At 44.8% G+C, this 22148-nt stretch carries 16 protein-coding genes; 14 read left to right on the top strand and 2 right to left on the bottom strand.

What is annotated here, in order from left to right:
- The first annotated feature begins 15 nt into the window (after positions 1-15).
- From ACHUFN_RS16755 to ACHUFN_RS16740, 4 genes are all read left to right on the top strand, one after another.
- The gene (locus tag ACHUFN_RS16755) at positions 16-1098 is read left to right on the top strand and encodes a hypothetical protein (protein ID WP_394223689.1); all 1083 of its coding nucleotides are present in this window, start codon (positions 16-18) and stop codon (positions 1096-1098) included.
- Between the two features lie 138 nt (positions 1099-1236).
- Positions 1237-1878, top strand: a complete 642-nt coding sequence (locus ACHUFN_RS16750) for an alpha-ketoglutarate-dependent dioxygenase AlkB family protein (protein ID WP_394223687.1) — start codon at positions 1237-1239, stop codon at positions 1876-1878.
- Positions 1879-1882: 4 nt separating this feature from the next.
- Positions 1883-2203, top strand: coding sequence for a BolA family protein (locus tag ACHUFN_RS16745; RefSeq protein WP_394223686.1), 321 nt, complete (start codon positions 1883-1885; stop codon positions 2201-2203).
- Positions 2204-2377: 174 nt separating this feature from the next.
- Positions 2378-2977 carry a nucleotidyltransferase family protein gene (locus tag ACHUFN_RS16740; RefSeq protein WP_394223745.1) on the top strand — a complete coding sequence of 200 codons (600 nt, stop codon included), beginning with the start codon at positions 2378-2380 and terminating at the stop codon, positions 2975-2977.
- 31 nt (positions 2978-3008) lie between these two features.
- Here the strand turns inward: ACHUFN_RS16740 and ACHUFN_RS16735 are convergent, their stop codons facing one another.
- Together ACHUFN_RS16735 and ACHUFN_RS16730 are read right to left on the bottom strand one after the other, a co-directional pair.
- On the bottom strand, positions 3009-4349 hold the full coding sequence (locus tag ACHUFN_RS16735) for a nitrate- and nitrite sensing domain-containing protein (protein ID WP_394223685.1): 1341 nt from the start codon (positions 4347-4349) through the stop codon (positions 3009-3011).
- Between the two features lie 316 nt (positions 4350-4665).
- Positions 4666-4953 (bottom strand): hypothetical protein, encoded by a 288-nt coding sequence (locus ACHUFN_RS16730; protein ID WP_394223684.1) that lies wholly within the window; start codon positions 4951-4953, stop codon positions 4666-4668.
- A gap of 394 nt (positions 4954-5347) precedes the next feature.
- Here ACHUFN_RS16730 and ACHUFN_RS16725 point away from each other — a divergent pair, with 394 nt between their 5' ends.
- From ACHUFN_RS16725 to ACHUFN_RS16680, 10 genes are all read left to right on the top strand, one after another.
- The gene (locus ACHUFN_RS16725) at positions 5348-6913 is read left to right on the top strand and encodes a SulP family inorganic anion transporter (protein WP_394223682.1); all 1566 of its coding nucleotides are present in this window, start codon (positions 5348-5350) and stop codon (positions 6911-6913) included.
- Between the two features lie 336 nt (positions 6914-7249).
- Positions 7250-9799, top strand: a complete 2550-nt coding sequence (gene nirB, locus ACHUFN_RS16720; protein ID WP_394223681.1) for a nitrite reductase large subunit NirB — start codon at positions 7250-7252, stop codon at positions 9797-9799.
- A 35-nt stretch (positions 9800-9834) separates the two neighbouring features.
- Positions 9835-10221, top strand: coding sequence for a nitrite reductase small subunit NirD (gene nirD / locus ACHUFN_RS16715; protein ID WP_394223680.1), 387 nt, complete (start codon positions 9835-9837; stop codon positions 10219-10221).
- A gap of 75 nt (positions 10222-10296) precedes the next feature.
- Positions 10297-13125, top strand: coding sequence for a nitrate reductase (locus ACHUFN_RS16710; RefSeq protein ID WP_463424086.1), 2829 nt, complete (start codon positions 10297-10299; stop codon positions 13123-13125).
- A gap of 12 nt (positions 13126-13137) precedes the next feature.
- On the top strand, positions 13138-14223 hold the full coding sequence (gene cobA / locus ACHUFN_RS16705) for a uroporphyrinogen-III C-methyltransferase (RefSeq protein WP_394223677.1): 1086 nt from the start codon (positions 13138-13140) through the stop codon (positions 14221-14223).
- Complete coding sequence (locus ACHUFN_RS16700; RefSeq protein WP_394223675.1) at positions 14207-15193, top strand: glycosyl transferase family protein; 987 nt, start codon at positions 14207-14209, stop codon at positions 15191-15193. Before cobA ends, ACHUFN_RS16700 begins: the two co-directional genes overlap by 17 nt.
- 197 nt (positions 15194-15390) lie before the next feature.
- A complete protein-coding gene (locus ACHUFN_RS16695) occupies positions 15391-16911 on the top strand; it encodes a bifunctional metallophosphatase/5'-nucleotidase (protein ID WP_394223674.1) in 1521 nt (506 codons plus the stop codon).
- Position 16912: 1 nt separating this feature from the next.
- Positions 16913-18511, top strand: coding sequence for a diguanylate cyclase (locus ACHUFN_RS16690; RefSeq protein WP_394223673.1), 1599 nt, complete (start codon positions 16913-16915; stop codon positions 18509-18511).
- A 274-nt stretch (positions 18512-18785) separates the two neighbouring features.
- Positions 18786-20102 (top strand): methyl-accepting chemotaxis protein, encoded by a 1317-nt coding sequence (locus ACHUFN_RS16685; protein WP_394223743.1) that lies wholly within the window; start codon positions 18786-18788, stop codon positions 20100-20102.
- A 606-nt stretch (positions 20103-20708) separates the two neighbouring features.
- On the top strand, positions 20709-22118 hold the full coding sequence (locus ACHUFN_RS16680) for a CmpA/NrtA family ABC transporter substrate-binding protein (protein WP_394223672.1): 1410 nt from the start codon (positions 20709-20711) through the stop codon (positions 22116-22118).
- The last annotated feature ends 30 nt before the right edge of the window (positions 22119-22148 follow it).

Raw genomic sequence — 22148 nt, 5'->3', positions numbered from 1 at the left:
TGCACTGAGAACACAATGAAAAAACGCCTGACACTTATACTATCTATTGCCTTTGCAATACTCTCTCTAAATGTTAAAGCTGAAATCACTTTTCCAGATTCTGTTTTTAGCAGTTTAGATTATGGTTTGTATTGGTTTGATTATAACGACGCGAAGAAAGCGAATATTAATGAGCCCAATCCGTACTACAATGCTAATAAGAAGACAGTAATTTACATTCATGGGTGGCAAAACGGCTCTGTAACTCGCCGCTCTAGAGAAACGCTAAATCGATCAGGTACCGGCGGACCAGATGAAGATTTAGCATGGTATTGGCTAGACAGAGGTTATAACGTTGGAATTTTGTACTGGAATCAGTTCGCCGATGAAATTGAAGTAAAAGATGCTGAAGCAAAGATTCATTCTGCTACTGGACCTCGAAATATGCGCTGGAAATCGTCTAATGGCAGCTATAGTTCAGGTCCAAATTCTTCAGTAACGCAGTTACTTTACAATTCACTGACTAACGGAATGCCCAACTTTACTGGCAATGAACTTCGCATCACAGGCCACTCTTTGGGGAATCAGCTAGCACTAACTATTTCAGAAAAATTAGACGATGCGGTAAATCGTGGAGTGCTTGCATCATCATATCGCCCAAACCGTATTGCATTACTCGACCCCTTCTACTCAATTGGTGAAAAGTCATATCTCAATAATGAGTGGACCGGGGAAAGAAGTAAAAGCATTGTAGACACGCTAAAAGCCCAAGGCATTGCCATAGAAGCGTATCGCAGTTCACCAGTAACCAGCACGTTTCTTGCTGGCGACAATAACGCCAGCCTTATGAACAGCATTGCATTTTCTGAGCTAAAGCCTTGGAATTTTGCTTGGTGGCAAATTGTGGAAAAGCACGGTGCAGCAGTAACTCATTATTTTTGGTCTCGCGCGTTTAACCCGCTCACACTAGACGGCAGCAGTACACAGGTACCAAGCGCCTCAGCCAGTGATAGTGTGATTACAACATGGATGAACAAAAACAAAGGTGTCATCCAAGACAGTGGCGCGTGGAGTGCTACACCAGCAGATGACGACTTCAAGGAAAAAGCACGTTTGTAATCGTTATTACCAATCCACAATAGCAAAGCATGCGTAATTAAGGTGTAATTAAGCTAGCACTTCAGGTGTTTACAGCCCTGTTGAGGGCACTTGCTCGCAGCCAGTATTACAAAAACGAACGGAAGTACTTACTTACGCATGCAAATTTCTTTGTTTGAAACACCCAATGACAACAGTTCGTCTTACACCCTTCCTTTATCTGAGGGTGATGTCACATATTTTCCAAACGCGCTATCACAACATGACGCAGATGCTTTCTTTGAACGTCTTCAGGCCGAGTTACCTTGGCGTCAGGACATCATTCGGTTGTTTGGGAAGCCAGTAAAAATTCCACGCCTTCAAAGCTGGCATGGCGATGAAGATTGCACCTACACCTATTCAAATTTAACCATGTCTCCAAATCCGTGGACTAAAAGTTTATTGAGCATAAAAGCACGTTGTGAGGCGCTTTGTGCACAAAAGCACAGCAACAGATTCAATAGCGTGTTAGCGAATTGGTATCGCGACGGGCAAGACAGCATGAGTTTTCATTCAGACGACGAGCCTGAACTAGGTATTAACCCTGTTATTGCGTCTGTCACTTTAGGTGAGGCAAGGCCGTTCGTTTTTAAGCATAAAGAAACTAAAGAAAAGTATACTCAGGTGCTTGAGCACGGCAGTATTTTGATAATGGCTGGTGCTACACAAAGTCATTACGTGCACGGTATTGCAAAGACGGCTAAATCGATTGGTGGTAGAATAAACCTCACATTCCGACAGCTTATTCAAAGAGCGAAGTAAACCTATGCAAGTAAAAGCGTTTCTAGAAACCACAATTGAAGCCGCACTTAACCCGAGTTATCTTGACGTAGTGGATGAAAGCTTTATGCATAATGTGCCAGAAGGCGCCCAAAGTCACTTCAAAGTAACTGTGGTGAGCGATGCCTTTGAAGGCAAGCGATTGATTGCAAGACACAGAGAAATTAACGGCCTTGCGGCCGAAGCGCTACATGGGCCTGTTCATGCTTTAGCTCTTCACACATACACGCCTGCTGAGTGGGAAGCGCGAGGTGGACAGTCTCAAGTATCTCCAAACTGCTTAGGTGGCAGTAAACACGACAAATAGTGTTTTGTTTAACGCAAGTTGCGCGTTAGGCAATGTGTAAAACACTTCGCAATAAAAATGACGTGTCATTGAAGGTGCCGCTGAGTGACTGACGTGCTAAACGCTTTTTCGAATTCAGCAGAGCCAGTGTTATTAAAAAGGCTTAGCGAAATACTTAAACGCGACCCGTTTAGAATGCGTTGTCTTCAAGCTTTACGTGACCTTGATTTACCACAAGGATACATTGGAGCGGGTTTCGTGCGAAACGCCATTTGGGATGAACTGCATAATAGAGCCACAACCACACCACTTAACGATATCGACGTAGTTTATTTTCATGGCGAACGTGATGCGCCGCGAAGCTGTGCCACCACCGAGCACGCAGCTCAATCAATGTCTCAATCGGCAGTTCAATCATTAAATTACTCAATATACTTGTCTACGGCAAAGGCGCAAGAGTTTAAGTTAGAGCGCGAGCTCGCCCGGGTAGTGCCGCAGGCTAACTGGCAGGTAAAAAATCAAGCGAGAATGCACCTAGCTCATAGCCACTCCCCTTATAGGAGCTGTTGTGAAGCCATATCTTATTGGATAGAGCGGGAAACCTGTGTGGCGGTGCGACTTACCGCTAACGACGATATAGATGTGCTAGCGCCATTTGGTTTAAGTGCTAACTTTGCAAGCACTATTAGCATCAACCCCGCTTTTCCTCGCGCCGATGCTTTCAAACAACGTATCACTGCTAAAAACTGGCAGCGTAATTGGCCTTTGCTTAACGTAGTGGAGCCTACGGTGTAGCTAAGAACTTAGACGCTATACCCACTATTACCTATTTCCGCGCTACTGTTTTCGTTGTGATATCCACAATTTTAGATGCAATGGCTGCTATCGTTGTGTTTTCGCTCATGGCTTGTTTCTGTAATCGACGGTAAGCGTTATTTTCGCTTAAACCAAACTGCTCCATCACAACTAATTTTGCGCGGCTTATTAGCTTTTGTTCAACAATGGCGCGTTTGGCTTCTTCTAACTCTCTACCCATATCCTCAATGTGCTGAGCCTGCGAACGAAGTAAATCGTAAAACGAACGGTGGGCAGACAACGTCTTAGTTTGGGCGTTAAGTGAAACTGTCTTCAATTCATCTTCTTTTGAATCTTCGGCCAAGCCCGGCATAGTCGGGTCAAAAAGTAGGGTGAGCGGTGAACCGTCAGTGGCGTGCTCGTCGTTGAAACTAGTGAGTAACTGCTGATGGTTGGCCATTTCACTTTTTGCATTGGCCACTTTTGTGTTCGTTTGCTGATTTAGCGTTTCGGTTAATGCAACTTCGATATCCTGCATTGCGTCAATGCGCCGTGTTGCAACGTCGAACCACACTTCTGATATTTCCCCTGCGATAGGGCTTCCATCACTGAGCTGTGCAATCATATTTCTAAGTTGCGTAACATCCATCGCTGCGGGGCTATTGTTTAATGCATGCAGTGCGTCTTTGTGTGTTCTACAGCTAAACTCACAGAATATGCTGAAGTGATGTTCTTGCGCATGTTGAAGCGCGGTAAGTTTTTCACAAAGGCGTGCGTCGAAGTTGGTTTCTGCAAAACCGATAGCGCCCCACGCTCGCTCTTGACCTGCATATTCTTTAGCTTGAATAAAATTAAAAAGCGCAACAAGTAATCGCGTAATTGTGGGGTCGCTGGCAATATCCGCGGCTTCAAAAATGACGGTAAGCAAACTAGCAACTAAACGACTGTACGCTCTTGTCGACTCAAGCGGGGTTAACTGCTGCTTAGCGACTTGTTCCCTTAGTCTTGGCAAGTAATCAGTAGCCTGCATGGCAAGCGTAATGCTGCTGAGTAACCTTGGGTTCCCCGTTGTTATTCCATCAACAAGGTAAAGTGATTTAAGGTGGCTCTTAAGGGTAGACTCTGCTTGCTCACTCGCACTGACATACTGCATTCGTTCGGTGTTATAGCGCTCACCTTTAGAGGCAAGGAAGATATTGCTAGCCCCACGTTCTTTTTGTAGCTCATGAATTAGCTCGCGCACAGCAATAACAATTCGACAATTGCTAGATAGCTGTTCAAGCACAGTTATTTCAGCGTGTTTAGCTGCTAATAAAAAGCGCTTAGTAGCGTCGCTACAAAGTGCAATGGTAGATTCAGGTTCATGAAGCATAATAAGGCCTGCTGATCTTTGGTGTTCGCATTGTTTTTAAGGTTAACGTTTTTATTCGCGAAACACGGTTTGGTACAACCTTAGCTAAGCAACACTTATGCCCTGTTTAAGAAACATTGAAAAATAGAAAATGTTAAAGCTGAACAAGCGTAAGGCGCAATAAAACAGAGAGGTTTGTTAAGGGGGGACGTTCTATGTTTACAAATAAAGGATACGAGGCACGGCAAGTAAATCAGTTCAGGAAGAATGCGTTGCGCCAAAATGGTGCAACGCTGCGAAGTTCAAAATAAAGTAGTTTATGGGGTAGTCTGGTAAACTAGTTTCTTACTACGCGAAGAAACCATCCCACGAAAAGTGAAATTAAGAAGCCAAAAAATGCGATCATGGTCGTAATGGTAAGCATTTGCCCCGAAAAATCAGCATTTTCACCAGTATGCTCGCTAACTAGCATGCCTGAGGCTTGAAAAATGAAAAGTGCTGCAACGGAAAACAATAAAATAACCGCGGTGGACACAATGGTCGCCTTCCAATACGCCTTAGGTGACATCCAATGAATTGCGCCAGCCACTAGCACACACAAAATAGTAAGAATATAAGGTACCACTTTAACTCCTCGTAGAATCGGGGCCATGTTTGTAAGCCGCAGTTTATCATTAGCCCGCAGCGCCAGAAAGCGAGATGGGCCTACTGACATCGTGAACTAAAAACCTTAATACGATGCCATGTGCAGCGCCATTTGTCAGCATGTGCCACTAAATAAAGCACTAAGGAAAAGTAAAGACTAACTTTCAACAAAGCCCCTTTTGATGTGTTGAAAGAAACGCTTAATATGAAAAAAGCCAAGTTCTAACTTGCGCTCGTAACAATCTATTAAAAGATTTTAAGTATCAATGGTGATAGAATCGCCGAAAAATTCTCCTACCTACTGGGTGTTCTGCTATTTCGCAGCATACGCCACGGTGGGTTATTGTGTTTAACATCTTAGCTTCTGAGAGAACATGTTCGATTTAATTAACAGTAAAGACAGCAACGTTAAAAATGACGTGCTATCAGGTATTACCGTGGCGCTAGCATTGGTCCCTGAAGCCGTGGCATTCGCATTCGTAGCAGGCGTTGAGCCAATGATAGGTCTGTATGCGGCCTTCATGATGGGCCTAATTACTTCTGCTATCGGCGGTCGTCCGGGAATGATTTCTGGTGCCACAGGTGCCATGGCGGTTGTTATGGTGGCATTGGTTGCTCAACACGGGGTGCAGTACCTATTTGCTGCGGTTATCCTCGCGGGCTTGCTACAAATAATGTGCGGTATATTCAAGCTTGGGAAATTCATACGACTGGTACCGTACCCAGTAATGCTGGGCTTTGTGAACGGGCTGGCTATTGTTATTTTCCTTGCGCAGTTAGGCCAGTTTAAAGTGACTAACGCTGCAGGTGAGTTGCAGTGGATGGAAGGTACACTTCTTTACTGGATGCTGGGATTAGTGGCGCTAACTATGGCCATTATTTACTTGCTTCCTAAGCTTACAAAAGCTGTACCAGCGTCGCTTGTTGCCATTGTAACAGTAACGTTGCTAGTACACGGCCTTGATTTAGAAGCACGTACGGTTATCGACTTTGTTCGCGACCTACTTCCTGCAGACCAGCGTGATACCGCAACGTTAGCGGGTGAGCTTCCAAGTTTTGCCATTCCTATGGTGCCGTTTACCTGGGAAACCTTCATGATTGTTTTGCCTACCTCTATCATTCTTTGCTTAGTAGGTTTAATTGAATCGCTACTTACGCTATCGCTTATTGATGAAATGACAGATACCCGTGGCCGCGGCAACAAAGAATGTGTGGGTCAAGGCGTAGCAAATACCGTGAACGGCTTCTTTGGCGGCATGGGCGGTTGTGCCATGATTGGCCAAAGCATGATTAATATTAATTCTGGTGGGCGTGGTCGCTTGTCAGGTATTACTGCAGCAGTCGTACTGTTAGGTTTCATTCTATTCGCTGCACCGCTGATTGAAATGATTCCGCTAGCTGCGCTTGTTGGGGTTATGTTTGTTGTGGTTATCGCTACCTTTGAGTGGGCGTCGTTCAGAATTATTCGCGGCGTAAACAAAGAAGATGCGTTTGTATTGTTCCTAGTAACCGGTGTTACGGTTATTGCTGACCTTGCAATTGCTGTGGTTGTTGGGGTTATCGTTTCGGCTCTTGTGTTTGCATGGAAACACGCGCGCCACATTGAAGCAAAATCGCATATCGATAACGACGGTTGGAAAGTGTATGAGCTTGATGGCCCTTTATTCTTTGGTTCGGTATCTCATTTCAAAGATTTGTTTGATATTACCAACGACCCTGAAGATGTAGTTATTGACTTTAAAGACTCTCGCATTTGGGATTCGTCAGGTATCGATGCGCTAGACACGCTTGCCGACAAGTACGAAGAGCAGGGTAAGAAGTTACACATTCGTCATATTAGCGATGAGTGTCGATCGCTTCTTCGCAAAGCAGACAAGTTCGTTGAAATTAACGTGGTTGAAGACCCTCGTTACCGAGTAGCAACCGACAAGCTCGCGTAATGTGAAGCTTGGGCGTTGGTCTTCATTTTAAACTCTGCACCAAGTGAACACAGTTTTGCGTTTGTTTGGTGCAATTGTGAAGTGTTGAAAAAGCTCTTTTGGGATTAAGTTTAATAAAAACATGTTCTTACGGTTTTGGCACTGAACTTGGATAGCTACATAGGTAATTAGGTAAAGTGTGTTTTGGTGATTTCTGTCAATCACTAAAAATCGTGTGATTAATAACACTCCGTAAAATGTGTTAGTCAATTTAAAAAATTGGCAAAATAGGCAACGAAGCCCGCATCAACGCAAGTTGAAGCGGGCTTTTTTTTGTCCCGAAAAAAGGGGAATACAATGACTTCATTGGACTCAAAAACGCATATTGTTGTCGTAGGCAACGGCATGGTGGGGCATCATTTTGTTGAGCAGCTTCACCAAAGCGACGCCAATGTAGAAATAACCGTTTTATGTGGCGAGTCTCGCCTCGCTTACGACCGCGTATATTTGTCATCATTTTTTAGCGGCGCGAGTGCTGACGACCTAGCGCTTACCACGCCTCAACAATATGCACAGTGGGGTGTGAATGTCGTTACCAATGCAATAGTAACAGACATTGACCGCAGCAATAATAATGTAACGACCTCAGAAGGGCAGGTGTTTAGCTATGATAAATTAATACTGGCGACAGGTTCCTACCCATTTGTTCCCCCTATTCCAGGCAATGACCAAGAGCACTGCTTAGTATACCGAACCATTGACGACTTACTTGCCATTGAAGCATCTGCTGCAGTGAGCAAGGTAGGTGTTGTTGTTGGTGGCGGCCTGCTGGGTTTGGAAGCGGCAAACGCATTAAAGCAAGCTGGTCTAGATACGCATGTGGTTGAGTTTGCACCCCAGCTTATGGCCGTACAGCTAGATCAGGCTGGTGGCTCTGTACTGAAAGACAAAATTGAAGCATTAGGCGTAACCGTTCACACACAAAAGGCCACCCAAACCATAGGAGCGGGTGAAACATGTCGCTACAAAATGGTATTTGCCGACGGTACGGCATTAGAAACTGACATGATTTTATTTTCTGCTGGTATTCGCCCATCTGATCAGCTTGGTAGAAAGTCTTCCCTCACACTTGGCGAGCGTGGTGGTATTGTTGTTGATAACCACTGTGTTACGTCTGATCCGAATATCTACGCTGTAGGCGAGTGTGCGTTGTGGGACAACAAAATCTTTGGCCTTGTTGCACCTGGTTACACCATGGCACGCACGGCAGTTAGTCACCTAATCGGTGGAGATGCCGAGTTCACAGGTGCGGATATGAGCACCAAATTAAAATTAATGGGCGTTGAAGTGGGTTCAATTGGCGACGCCCACGAACGCACGGCAGGTGCACTTAGCTACACGTATTTAAATCAGCCTGAAGGCGTGTATAAAAAGCTGGTGGTAGATAGCGACCAAAAGCACGTGATTGGGGCCGTACTTGTTGGTGATACCAGCGACTACGACACGCTTTTACAATATGCGTTAAACAGCATTGAGCTACCAGAGCACCCAGAAAGTCTTATCCTTCCCTCATCAATTGCAGCGCCTGCGTTAGGAGCAGATGCACTACCAGAAACTGCATCTATTTGTTCATGCTTAAATGTATCAAAGGGCGACATTGTTTCAGCTATTGAAGGTGGTTGTTGCAGCGTGGCAGATGTGAAAGGCGAAACCAAAGCGAGTACGGGCTGTGGCGGCTGTGCAGCTCTACTTAAAAACGTGGTAGATAGCGAACTTGAAAAGCGCGGCGTAGAAGTATCAAAAGCAATTTGTGAACACTTCAACTATACCCGACAAGAGCTATTTCACATTGTGAAAGTTAACGGTATTCGCACGTTTGATGACCTGCTAGAACAGCACGGCGAAGGTTTAGGCTGTGAAGTGTGTAAACCTACAGTGGGCTCCATTCTAGCGTCAGTTTACAACGATTATATTCTGAACGCGTCAAACCTTCCGCTGCAAGACACTAATGATATTTACCTTGGCAATATGCAAAAAGACGGTACGTACTCGGTTGTGCCGCGCGTACCCGGTGGTGAAATTACGCCGGAAAAACTGATTTTGCTAGGTGAAGTCGCCAAAGAATACAACTTGTATACCAAGATAACGGGTGGTCAACGTATCGATTTATTTGGCGCCCGTGTGGAGCACCTTCCTGATATTTGGGAAAAGCTTGTCGCTGGCGGTTTCGAAACTGGCCATGCCTATGCAAAAGCGTTACGTACTGTGAAGTCCTGTGTTGGAAGTACCTGGTGTCGCTATGGTGTACAAGACTCTGTAGGCACTGCTATCGATTTAGAAAATCGTTACAAAGGCTTGCGCGCGCCGCATAAAATTAAGTTCGCTGTGTCAGGGTGTACGCGTGAATGCGCCGAAGCCCAAAGCAAAGACATTGGTGTTATTGCTACCGAGCAAGGTTGGAACCTTTACGTATGTGGTAATGGTGGAATGAAGCCTCGTCATGCCGATCTTTTCGCGACCGACCTAGACACTGAAACCCTTATCAAATACATCGATCGTGTGTTGATGTTTTACGTTAAAACCGCCGATCGCTTACAGCGCACGTCGGTGTGGATGGACAATTTAGAAGGTGGTTTAGCGTATCTACAAGATGTCGTAATAAACGACGCACTGGGCATTAATGCTGAACTTGAAGCACAAATGGATGACGTGGTTGATGCATATCAGTGCGAATGGAAAACCACCATTGAAAACCCTGAGTCGCGCAAGCGTTTCCGTCAGTTTGTTAACAGTAATGCAAGCGATACCAACATCCAATTCGTTTCAGAGCGCGGTCAAGTTCGCCCTGCTACAGACGCGGAAAAAGTGGCTGGGAAAGACCAGTTCATTCCTGTCTCTATGGTGTAGCAACTGACTTTTCAACCTATTAGGAGAAACACATTATGGCAGCTTCGCAAAACGCACTAGCGTCAGAACAACAAGCCGTGCAATGGCACTATGTATGTGAGACGAGTGACTTGGTAACCAATAGCGGAGTGTGTGCCCTTGTTGATTCGCAGCAGGTGGCTATCTTCTGCTTGAAAATAAAAGGTGAACTTCAAGTTTTTGCTATTAGTAATTACGACCCTATCGGCAAAGCTAACGTGTTATACCGTGGACTTTTAGGGTCGATAGGCGGCGCTCCTGTTGTGGCATCGCCGTTGTATAAAGAACATTACTTTTTAGAAAGCGGCCTGTGCAAAGAGCACGATGACGTGTCGGTGACGGCATACCCTGTGAAGGTAGAGGGCGATAAAGTTTTTATTGGCAACGAAGGAAGCGGCGTTTAATAACAAAGTCGTCCAAGTGTAAGGCCTTCAGTCAACACGGCTTTCACATGCTTTGAAAACGAAAAAGGTAATGAAATGAATATGGCTACACGACAACCCAACATGATGTCTGAACAACTAAGACAAACAACGTGCCCTTACTGCGGCGTGGGTTGCGGTGTAGATGTTAGTTGCAACGTAAGCACGCGTGCCATAATCCTGGACACTGTTAAAGGCACGCCAGAGCATCCCGCCAATTATGGTAGATTGTGTGTTAAAGGAACAAACCTGCTTGAGACAAACGACCTTTATGGGCGTTTGCTTCACCCAACCATGGCAGGTCAATCGGTGGATTGGGACACGGCCACCGATGTAATTGCGGAAAAAATCACGTCTACCATTTCGCAGTATGGCGCGGATGCCGTTGCTTTTTATGTGTCAGGACAACTTCTAACAGAAGACTACTATATTGCCAATAAGCTGATGAAAGGCTTCATCGGCAGTGCAAATATTGATACCAACTCTCGCCTTTGTATGTCATCAGCAGTGGCTGCTTACAAGCGTGCATTCGGTGAAGATGTGGTGCCTTGCGATTACACTGACTTAGAGTGCACAGACTTGTTAGTGATCACTGGCAGTAATACAGCGTGGGCGCACCCTGTGCTTTTCCAGCGCATTCAGCGAGCGAAGCTGAAGAACCCGAACATGAAGGTGATTGTTGTTGACCCGCGCAAAACAGAAACCTGTACCATTGCCGATTTACATCTTCCCATAAAACCCGGTAGCGACGTGGCGCTTTTTAACGGTTTACTTAGCTATGCAAATGCACAAGGTAGAATAGACAGGGCTTGTGTGAACGCCTTTGCCGACGGATTAGAAGATGCAATTGAAAGTGCAAATACGCTAACGCTTAGTGACGTTGCAGATATTTGCGATGTCGACATAAATGGTATTAAGGCCTTTTTTGATGCGTTTTGCACAGCCACTACCGCTATTACCTTTTATTCCATGGGGGTGAACCAGTCTTCCGCTGGGGTAGATAAAGCCCAAGCCATCATTAATTGTCATTTAGCAACCGACTTAATTGCGAAAGAAGGCTGCGGGCCGTTTTCAATTACAGGTCAACCGAATGCGATGGGAGGCCGTGAAGTGGGCGGGCTGGCAAACATGCTGGCAGCACATATGGACCTTGAAAACGCTTTGCATATTGAGGCGGTCAAAACTTACTGGGATGCTCCTGTTATGCCAAAAGGGCAGGGGCTTAAAGCGGTTGACCTTTTTGAAGCAATTGAGCGTGGTGACGTAAAGTTCATTTGGATAATGGGCACCAACCCTGTGGTAAGTATGCCAAATCGCAGCCAAGTAGAACGCGCACTGTCAAAATGTGACATGGTGGTAGTTTCAGACATTGTTGAATCTAACGACACGCTCACATATGCACACATTGCGCTTCCAGCGACGGGATGGTCAGAAAAAGACGGCACCGTAACCAATTCAGAGCGCCGTATTTCACGCCAACGTGGCATGTTACCCCCGCCAGGTAGTGCAAAACACGATTGGCAAATAATGTGTGATGTCGCCGCTAAAATGGGATTTGCCAAGGCATTTAGCTTTACTCATCCATCGCAAATTTTTTGTGAATATGCTGGGCTTACAGGTTACAAAAATCACGGTAAGCGTCAGCTAGATTTATCGCCGTTACAACACTTAAGTGAAGCTCAATATAACGCACTATCACCACAACAATGGCCGTTTCAGATTATTTATAATGGTGTGAATTCGCCTGCACCTAACAGTAGTCTCAAGACTAGCTTAAGCAGCAAGCGCCCTTTTGAAGATAAGCAGTTTTCAACGCCCAATGGCAAAGCTAAACTGATTCCGGTTGTTTACAAAGCGCCATTGCAGATTACGTCAACGGCCTATCCCTTTGTTGTAAATAGCGGGCGTGCTAGGGATCAGTGGCATACAATGACGCGTACGGGCAAGGCCGCAAAGCTACTTGCTCATATGCCGAGCGCTTATGTTCACATAGCGCCTTATGATGCCGCAGGTTTGCGTGTTGAAAATGGCGATTATGTTTCCCTAGCCAGTGCTGTCTGCAAAGATGTACCAGTAATTTACCCGGTGAAAGTAGATACGGACATGCGCAATGGCGAAGTTTTCATTCCCATTCATTGGTCAGCGCAGTGGGGGTCTCACAGTAAGCTTGGTGCCCTTTACGCCAGCGCCGTTGACCCTATTTCAGGGCAGCCAGAGTTAAAACACGCAGCGGTAGCAATAACACCTGTAAGTTTCGCTACTTATGGACAGGTGTTCATTGCTTCATGTGAAGATGCTAATGAAGCACAGCTAAAAGCGGCGTGTGATTATTGGGCTAAAGTACCGCTTGAAGGCGAGACGCTTGATGTAAGCGCGGCTGCTCGTGCTCAGACCGCCGCGGTTTTTAATATTGCGTCAAACCAAAATCGTCGTGAGTTCACCCAAGTATTTTCACGCCTTACCGATTTGGTGCCAAGTAACGCGGTTGTCTTGCAGTTTTACCACCACAGCTACTCGGTTTTTCTGGCCTTTGTAGACAGTAAGCTGAGCATAGCCATGTTTTTAGGTGAAACACCGTTAAAGGACGAATCGCAATGGGCAGTGCCAAGCGCATGGATTGCCAGTGTGCTTAATACTGAAGTTGATATCGACACACAGCGTATGCTGCTGCAAGGTAAGGTCGACGAGGTATTTTTAAATGGTGACGTGGTGTGCAGCTGTTTCGAAGTGCGCGAAAAAACTATCACAAACGCGTTAAATATGGGCTGCTCATCGGTGACTGAGCTTGGCGAAAAATTAAAGTGCGGTACGAACTGTGGGTCGTGCAAACCCGCCTTGTCTCAGCTTATTGAAAAGCATTTAGTCATTGAAACTCAATCTGTTTAGGAGCGTTAAACTATGTCGTTAGCATCAAGCTGGTCTTTACCGTTTTTGCGCACCTTTTTTAAACCGGTATCTTTCAAAGCAAAGCTTTTTAAAACAAGACTTTTAAAATTTAAGCACTTTAAAAAAGACGCTTCTAACACAGAATTACGTAAGACTGACTTAGCTAACGCGGCATTAGTTAGTACCCACGCTTTTGAAAGCTTAACGAACGTCATTAAAAATACAGCGCCTTCCACTAAAAAAACTAACTACGCGGGTGCTTCAGAAAAAGACACCTATTTGAGCAAGTGGTTTAAGTCACTGAAACGAGAAAGTAAGGCTAAGGGCGAGGGGCAGGTATTCATAGTGGGCGCTGGCCCGGGAGACGCAGAGTTACTTACCTTAAAAGCCCTTCGTTTATTACAGCAAGCCGATATCGTACTTTTCGACGCATTGGTAAGCGAGGAAATTCTTGCGTTAATTCCTTCTTCGGTAGTGAAAGAGTACGTGGGCAAGCGTTGTAAAAAGCACAGTTTTACTCAAGAGGCAATTTGCAAGCGAGTGGTTGAATTGGCAAGCAGCGGTCACAATGTCGTGCGGTTAAAAGGCGGTGACCCAGCCCTATTTGCAAGAACCTGCGAAGAAACCGATGCACTCACAAAATCCAACATCCCTTTTGCAATTGTTCCAGGTATTACGGCGGCGTCGGGCGTGTTTGCTTATACGGGTATACCATTGACCGATAGGCGTTGTGCTCAGTCGGTTAGCTTTATGACAGCGCATTTTAAAGACGTTGACCAATGGCCTGATATGGCCCCTATGGCGCAAAATGTATTAAAACAAACCATGGTGGTTTATATGGGGCTAAGCCGACTTGAAGGTCTTTGCAAAGGCTTAGTTCAACACAAGGTGCCACGTACGTGGCCAGTGGCGGCAATTGAAAATGCTACCTCTGCTCAACAGCGTGTCATAACTGGTGTGCTTGGGGATATTCATAGCAAAGTAGAGGCTGCGAATTTAAGTGGGCCTACGTTACTTATATTTGGAAAGGTGGTAGAGTCTCGTCAACAGGTTAATACACTTCTACTACATCCTTCTAAGCATGCAGCAACCATTTAGTGAATACATAAAAATTATCGGTAAGGGCCAAAAAGGGGGGCGTAGCCTTACCCGAGATGAAGCTTACCACGCCATGAAGATGGTACTGGCGAATGAAATCACAGGTGATCAACGCGGGGCTTTTCTTATGTTGCTTCGCACCCGTGAAGAAACACCTGAAGAAGTGATTGGCTTTGTTGACGCGTGCAGAGAACTCATTGAACCAGAGATTAAAACCCTAGCACCTACGCTCGATATTGGGTGTTATGCAGGAAAGCGTCGTCAATTGCCTTGGTATTTATTAGCGGTCGCTGTGCTGGTTAATAATGGTTATTCAATTATGCTACACGGCGCTCACGAACCTGGCTCTGGACGCCTTTACGCTAGTATAGCGTTACCCCAGCTAGGCTTACCTGAAGTTAAAAGCATTTCAGAAGCAAAACAGCAGCTTACTGATAAGGGTGTTACTTACCTAGATTTGTCGTATTTGCTACCCGCCCTTGATACCATCATCAAGCTTCGAGAAGTGTTTGGCTTGCGCTCGTGTGCGAACACGCTAGCAAGGCTGTTGAACCCTACGGCAGCCCAGTTTTGCGTTCAAGGTGTTTACCACATGCATCTTGATCACAAGCACTGCCGCGTAAATGAAAACTACCCTTCAATAGACGCACTCTGTTTTCGGGGAGATGGCGGCGACCCTGAAGTAAACGGTGAACGAGAAACTGAGCTATTCATAACTCGAAACGGCAAGACCGACGAGGTAATAATGCCGGTGGTTGCTGATAAATGGGCACTTAAAGATAAAGACATGAACATAAATGACATGCTTGATGTGTGGTCGGGAAAAGCGACTAGCCTTTACGGTGAGCAGGCTGTTTTAAGTACACTTGCAAGCTATCTAGTGCTTCTTCAAAATTGTGATGTAGCCGAAGCGCTTTCTCAAGCTAGACAGCTATGGGCTCAACGCAACAAAAACAGTTTGCCATTTTAGCGCCAAATTCACAGCATGCATTTCTGTGCTGAACACGCCTTTGTATGAAGCACCAGTCCTGCCAATGATGCTTACTTTGGTAAGCATTATCCATTCATTAAAATCGTACTAATAACGTAAACATAGCCTATCGTAGCATTGACTAAATCGTTGCTATACTCATTAATAATATCAACTTTCTTTCCCTAAGCGATGCTATGCGATTTACTGTAAAGCTTATACTTTTTATAGGAACGTTGCTCGCTTTTAAGGTGGGCGATGCGCTAAGTGATGAGCAAGTTTCGTCTGCACAAGAAAGCGTAACCTTCGTGCTGACCGCAGACATGCCTAATATTAGCGACGCTCGTAGCGGCCGATACGCAAACCTGCAAACACTCGTAAAACAACAACGACGAAGTAGCGATACGGTGTTTTTCATCTTCGGTGGTGGCTCAATTGGACCAAGTGCACTGGCTTCATTTGACCGTGGGTCACATATCATAGACATTTTAAACTCACTTGAACCCGACGTGATGGGCGTGACCAAAAGGGAATTTAGCTTTTACGAAGACGAGCTTTCGCTTCGCTCTTATGAGGCCGCTTTTCCCTTAGTTGCCAGTAACGCATTAGATAAGCGTTTTGGTCGCTCTCCTGACGGCCTTCACACATCGGTAATTATTGAGAAAGACCAGTTAACGCTGGGGGTTATTTCTGTTCTTCACGAGCGCGTTATTGAAGAGTATCAGCTATCTGATATATCGATAACACCCCCTCAAAAAGCTATAATGGAGGAGTCTAAACTGCTGCGTCAGCAGGGAGTAGATATTATATTACTTCATTATTCTTATCCCTTCCGATTTATCAACAGCATGCTCAATAAGCGTGTTATCGATGTTGCGTTTATAACAGATAGCCGCATTGAAGAAGAAAGCCTTTTCGAATCTACTCGCCACCCCAATAATATGGTGCTTACTCAACAAGGAACCGCAATTATTGCGAGCTTCAAAAAGGATATCGCATGGAAAGCGGTTTCTTATGTTGAACAGCCTCTAGATGAAATTACCACCGACGCACAGATAGACCAGCAGCTAATAGAATATGAAGCGCGGCTTAAGCGCCTGCTCAATATTCAAATAGGCGAGTGGAAAGTTGATGTGTCGACAAGGCGAAATAAGGTTAGAAGTGAGGAGAGTCCGTTTGTCAATTTTGTAACCGACGCCATAAAACGGTATGCCAATACAGACATTGCGCTTATAAACGGCGGGAGCATAAGAGGCGATAAGTCTTATACTTCTGAGTCGCCTATCACCCGGCAAGACGTTATCATTGAATTGCCTTTTCGCTCACATGTTGTTTCATTGGAAATGACTGGGGCCCAAATTATTCAAGCGCTCGAAGAAGGACTTTCTCAATACCAAAGCTTAAAAGGCGGGTTCCCCCATGTTTCTGGTATGTCGTACACCTTCGATTCTACGGCTAAAGCTTTTCAGCGTGTAAAGAAAGTTACAATAAATGGTCGGTCAATAGATAGAACGAAGCTCTATTCGCTTGCAACAAGTAATTTTCTTGCTAATGGAGGTGATGGTTATTATGCCTTAAAAAACTCCCAGCGTCGTAATGCGCAAAGTACTAGGCCTCCACAAATTTCTGATCTAGTCATGCAAGCGATTGTTGAGCAATACGATATAAAGCCCACTGTGAACAATCGCATACGCGATGTTTCAAGAGACGGGAAGTAATATGCAGCACAAGAAAAAGACCCTTTTTCTTTTCATTATTGCTCAAGGCAGTGTGATGGGCTTTTTCTTACTTATCCTTTTGCTATCTTTACTTCGGTTAAATGATGTAAAAGAAGTGCTTGATGATGTTACTTCTTCTTCAATTCCAACACTTAATCAGGCCACTGAGATTACGCGGGAAGTTCAACATCTTATTTCTTTAACTGCGCAATTGACATCATCTGAAAACCAGTCATCCCGACGTATCGTAAAAAGCCAGCTAGATGAAACCATAGAGCGGTTGAACTCTCCTTATTTAAGCCTTGAACACGGTGATAAGTATCTAGCAACGCAGTTAAAAGTACTTGCGCAGGAACTCGAGGAGCTCGATACACTTGTTCGTCAGCAAATTGATTTGGAAAAAGAAATGCGGGTAGAAAGGGAAGTGCTTTTTAGCTACCTCAACGACGTATTTATTGGCAGCCATTCACAGTATCCCAAGCTACAGTCTTCACAAGTACTTATTCCCGTCATCTTGCAAATCGCGCAGGTAAATCAACAATTTCAACTGCACGAATTGCGAAAGTTAGAAGGCAATATTGAAAAGAGTATTCAAGCTCTTCGCGAAGCGTCTATACAAGATAAACTTAGCGATGAACTGGTGACTGTGCTTGAGGAAGGGGTTCTCGGTCAGGAGGGAATGATAGATAAACAAGCTAATGTAATGCGCACTCGCGGTCGTTCTCGCGGAAGAGGAAGCTTCGTAGAGCATTTAGCACAAGAGGTAGCATCAAATATAGAATTTAGGGCGTCTTCGATAACAAAAGGTACGTCAGAGTATGCTTCTTCTACTAATAAAGCGGTGTCTGAGCAAATAACACTGTCGCTTGGCCTGTCGCTGGTAGTAATGACAATATGCTGTGCCATTATATTCTATATCTATAAGCGAATCATTCTGAGGCTTATAGCGCTAACGAATATGGTAGAAACTAACAGCGATGAAGTTGCTTCTTTTGAGGGGAGTGATGAAATTTCTAGGTTGGCTAAAACTTTTGCGCTGTATTTTGAAAGGGTAAAAAGCCAAGAAACAGAGCTTATTCGGCTATCGCTCAGCGATCCATTGACAAATATTCCCAATCGACGTGCTTTCGAAATGGAAATGGAAAAGGCAATCGCTTTATCGAAGCGATACGGCTGGTCTTTGACAATGGTTATTTTAGATATCGATAACTTTAAGTCGTACAACGATAATTATGGACACCTCAAAGGTGATGAATGCCTCAAAGCTGTGGCAGAAGGATTGAACGAAGTTATCACAAGAAATACTGATTTTTGTGCGCGTTATGGTGGAGAGGAATTTGTTGCCATACTGCCTAATACTGACGCCGTTGGGGCGAAAGTTAAAGCTGAAGAAATTAGGGAAACCATTGAAGGGCTGGGCATTGAGCATGTTAAAAGCAGTATTTCAGGGGTGGTGACGGCGAGCCTAGGCGTGGCAACCTTTAACTTCGAAAACCGCAAAAATTGGACATTAACTTCAATTTTGAACACTGCAGACAAGGCCCTTTATGATGCAAAGACCGAAGGGCGAAATCGATGCGTTTTTGCTTCCAAACCTTAATTGCAGATAACGCATCTAGGCGATGAGGTACACACCATTTCGACGTTGCATTCGTGTAGCGCCCCGAAAACCACGACTTTATTTTGAAATTCGCCAATAAACCTTTTTTCCTCTGCTATCTTTAATCAAATCAAGAAAAAATCGCATGTCGTTTCATACCACAAATAGTAATGCCAATTGATGCGCCTTTGGTCCATCACGCGTGGATAAATACGCCTCTTATAAGGTGCTTGCTACAGACAATAAATGAAACGAAGTTCATAAGGAGCGTATGATGTTTTTCAGAAACAACGAGTTGATGGCAGAAAATCAGCGGTTAGTGAGGGAGCTTAAAGCGTACCAGACAGTTCAGGAAGAACTGCGTGAGGAAATGTTATTCATTGAGTTAAGTGCAGATGGGCGAGTTTCTGCAACGAATAATTTGTACGCACAGGCAACGGGGTTCAAGATTGAAAACATCAAGGGTAAAACGCTAGAAAGTTTACTGAATCCAAAGTCGCTTAAAAAGACCGACACACAAAATATGCTAAGTGCTGTAAACAAACACCGTCATTGGCATGGTGCTGTTAGCTTCTTAAACCCCAAAGGGCAAGAAATTTGGGTTAGAGGAATAATTCAACCTGTTGAAGATACACAGGGGAACGTTAAGCACATCGCTTTCTACATGGCTGAGCAGACCCGGAATATAACTTACAGTAACGAGTTACGTGACATGATTGCGGCGCTTCATCGCTCTTCCGCTGTCATCGAATTTAACTTGGATGGCACTATCATAAAAGCCAACGACAACTTTTTACAGGGAATGGGATACACCTTAGATCAAATTGTGGGCAAACATCACCGCATGTTTTGTACACAGCAAGAAGCGAATTCGGAGGAGTACAAAAACTTTTGGCGCGAATTAGCGCAAGGTCAACTTGCATCTGGGCGATTCAAGCGACTTGACAGCAGAGGAAACGATGTTTGGTTAGAGGCATCATACAACCCAATTAGAGATGAGTCGGGGAAACTCTACAAGGTGGTAAAGTTTGCAACGGTAATCACAGAGCAGATGCAAAGAGAGGTCGCTATTTCTGAGGCAGCTAACGTCGCTTTTAAGATCTCACAAGAAACGGGTGAACAAGCGCGAAAAAGTAACCAAGTGCTAGACGCTACCGTAAAAGCCATGACTGAACTGACTGTGCAAATGAAAAGTGCCAGTCAGGGTATTAAAGATTTGGAAGAGCAGTCACAAAAAGTAGCAGATCTTGTAAAGAGCATTAGTGGTATTGCCGACCAAACTAACTTACTTGCGCTAAATGCTGCTATTGAAGCTGCTCGCGCTGGCGACCAAGGACGAGGTTTTGCCGTGGTTGCGGATGAGGTAAGGCAGCTGGCATCTCGTACAAGCAGCACCACAGAAGAAATTGTAAACGTTGTGGTAGAAAACAGAAAGCTTACAGAAAATGCAGTGCATTTAATTGAGGCGGGACAAGATAAAGCACGCGAAGCTTTGGAATATTCCACTCAATCGGGGACAGCTATTGGGGAAATTCAAAGTGGAGCAGATAAGATCGTCAATGCAATAGGTCAGTTCACTAAACGTTTATAGCTAACTAGTTGTGTTAACATATTGTAAAAAAAGGAATCAAACTAATTTTGACAGAAACTACAACGAAATTTTAGGTGTTTTAAAGCGCACCATGCGAGAACATTCCCCCTGTTTTGGTGCACGAAGTCACATTTATGTTCTTTCTTTTTGAGTTGGGATTCTTCTTTTTATGGAAAATTCAATGGCTTACGATTATGGCATGATGAGTGCTATCTATCTGCGTGTGCTCTGAAGCAAATTCGTACAATAACGAATGTGCTTTATCTAAAGCATCAAGGCAAGACACAATTTACATAACTAATATGTCATTGTGGACTGCACATCACTACCATGAACAAAAAATAGGATTAGCGAAGAGCGGTATGGAAGCTTCGACATCTTCTTTCTTGGCAAGTGAATAATAATAAAAAACGGTTTAAAAAGCCTAGAGCTTGAGATAAATCATCTCTCAGATATGAGGTGTGTGAGCGGGAATTCCTGACTTACCATTAACAATTTGAAGCGTTTGTAAGAACTCCGATATTACAAACACGGCAACGAAGCCCACCATGCTCGACGGTAAACGTCGAACGCTGGTGGGTTTTTTTTTGGCTACGAGGAACACGTATGACTGGGTTAAAGACAACATCATTACTAAAGCGCTTTCGAACAGTAGGCGCTGGAGTATGCGCGGCAGTTGCCGTATCGATAGCGAGTTTTTCAGCTAGCGTTGCAGCACAAGCGCCTGCAGTGGGCTGGCCAGAAAAAGAAGAGCTCAAATTTGGTTTTATAAAACTCACCGACATGGCACCACTGGCGATTGCCTATGAGAAAGGCTTCTTCGAAGACGAAGGGCTTTACGTTACGTTAGAAGCGCAGGCTAACTGGAAAGTGCTATTAGATCGCGTTATTGACGGCCAGTTAGATGGTGCGCATATGCTTGCGGGTCAGCCTTTAGGCGCGACAATTGGCTTTGGTACTGAATCTCATGTTGTCACCGCATTTAGTATGGACCTCAACGGTAATGGCATAACGGTTTCGAATGAAATCTGGGAGAAAATGAAAGCATATATCCCTGAAGAAAATGGTAAACCCGTACATCCCATTAAAGCAGATTACTTAAAGCCTGTAGTTGATGAATATCGCAATGCTGGAAAGCCGTTTAACATGGGCATGGTCTTCCCAGTTTCCACCCACAACTACGAGCTTCGCTATTGGTTAGCGGCAGGTGGTATTCACCCGGGCTATTATGCGCCGCACAAAGGTGATACTGCAGGTCAGATAGACGCTCAAGCGCTTCTTTCGGTTACGCCGCCTCCACAAATGCCAGCCACCATGGAAGCCGGCACCATTTACGGCTATTGCGTGGGTGAGCCATGGAATCAACAGGCTGTATTTAAAGGCATTGGTGTTCCAGTGATCACAGATTATGAGATTTGGAAAAACAACCCTGAAAAGGTATTTGGTGTTAGCCAAGGCTGGGCTGATAAATACCCCAATACGCATATTCGCGTGGTTAAGGCACTAATTCGTGCAGCAATGTGGCTTGATGAAAACAACAATGCCAACCGACCAGAGGCAGTGAAAATCCTGGCAAAAAGCAACTATGTCGGTGCAGATGAAGACGTACTTGCAAACAGCATGACGGGCACGTTTGAGTACGAAAAGGGCGATAAGCGCGACGTGCCAGACTTTAACGTGTTCTTCAGATACAACGCGACTTATCCGTATTACAGCGATGCAATTTGGTATCTCACACAAATGCGTAGATGGGGCCAAATTTCTGAAGCCAAGTCTGACGACTGGTACAAAGAAACTGCGAAAAAAGTGTACAAACCAAAAGTATATGCACAGGCTGCCATGGCGCTAATTGCTGAAGGTAAAGCCAAAGCTTCAGATTTCCCAGAGTTTGCCACAGAAACAGGTTACAAGCCTGCGCAAAGCGAATTCATCGACGGTGTAACGTTTGACGGAAGTAAGCCAAATGCATACCTAGAGCAATTCAATATTGGCCTAAAAGGTGACACTGTTCTTTAAGTGTCTAAGTTGATTGCCCCGTTGAAGCCT

Source organism: Alteromonas gracilis, from assembly GCF_043642145.1.
GTDB classification, from domain to species: Bacteria; Pseudomonadota; Gammaproteobacteria; order Enterobacterales; family Alteromonadaceae; genus Alteromonas; species Alteromonas gracilis_B.
Note: the sequence above shows the minus strand (reverse complement) of the source record. Positions and strands in the feature narration are given on the sequence as shown.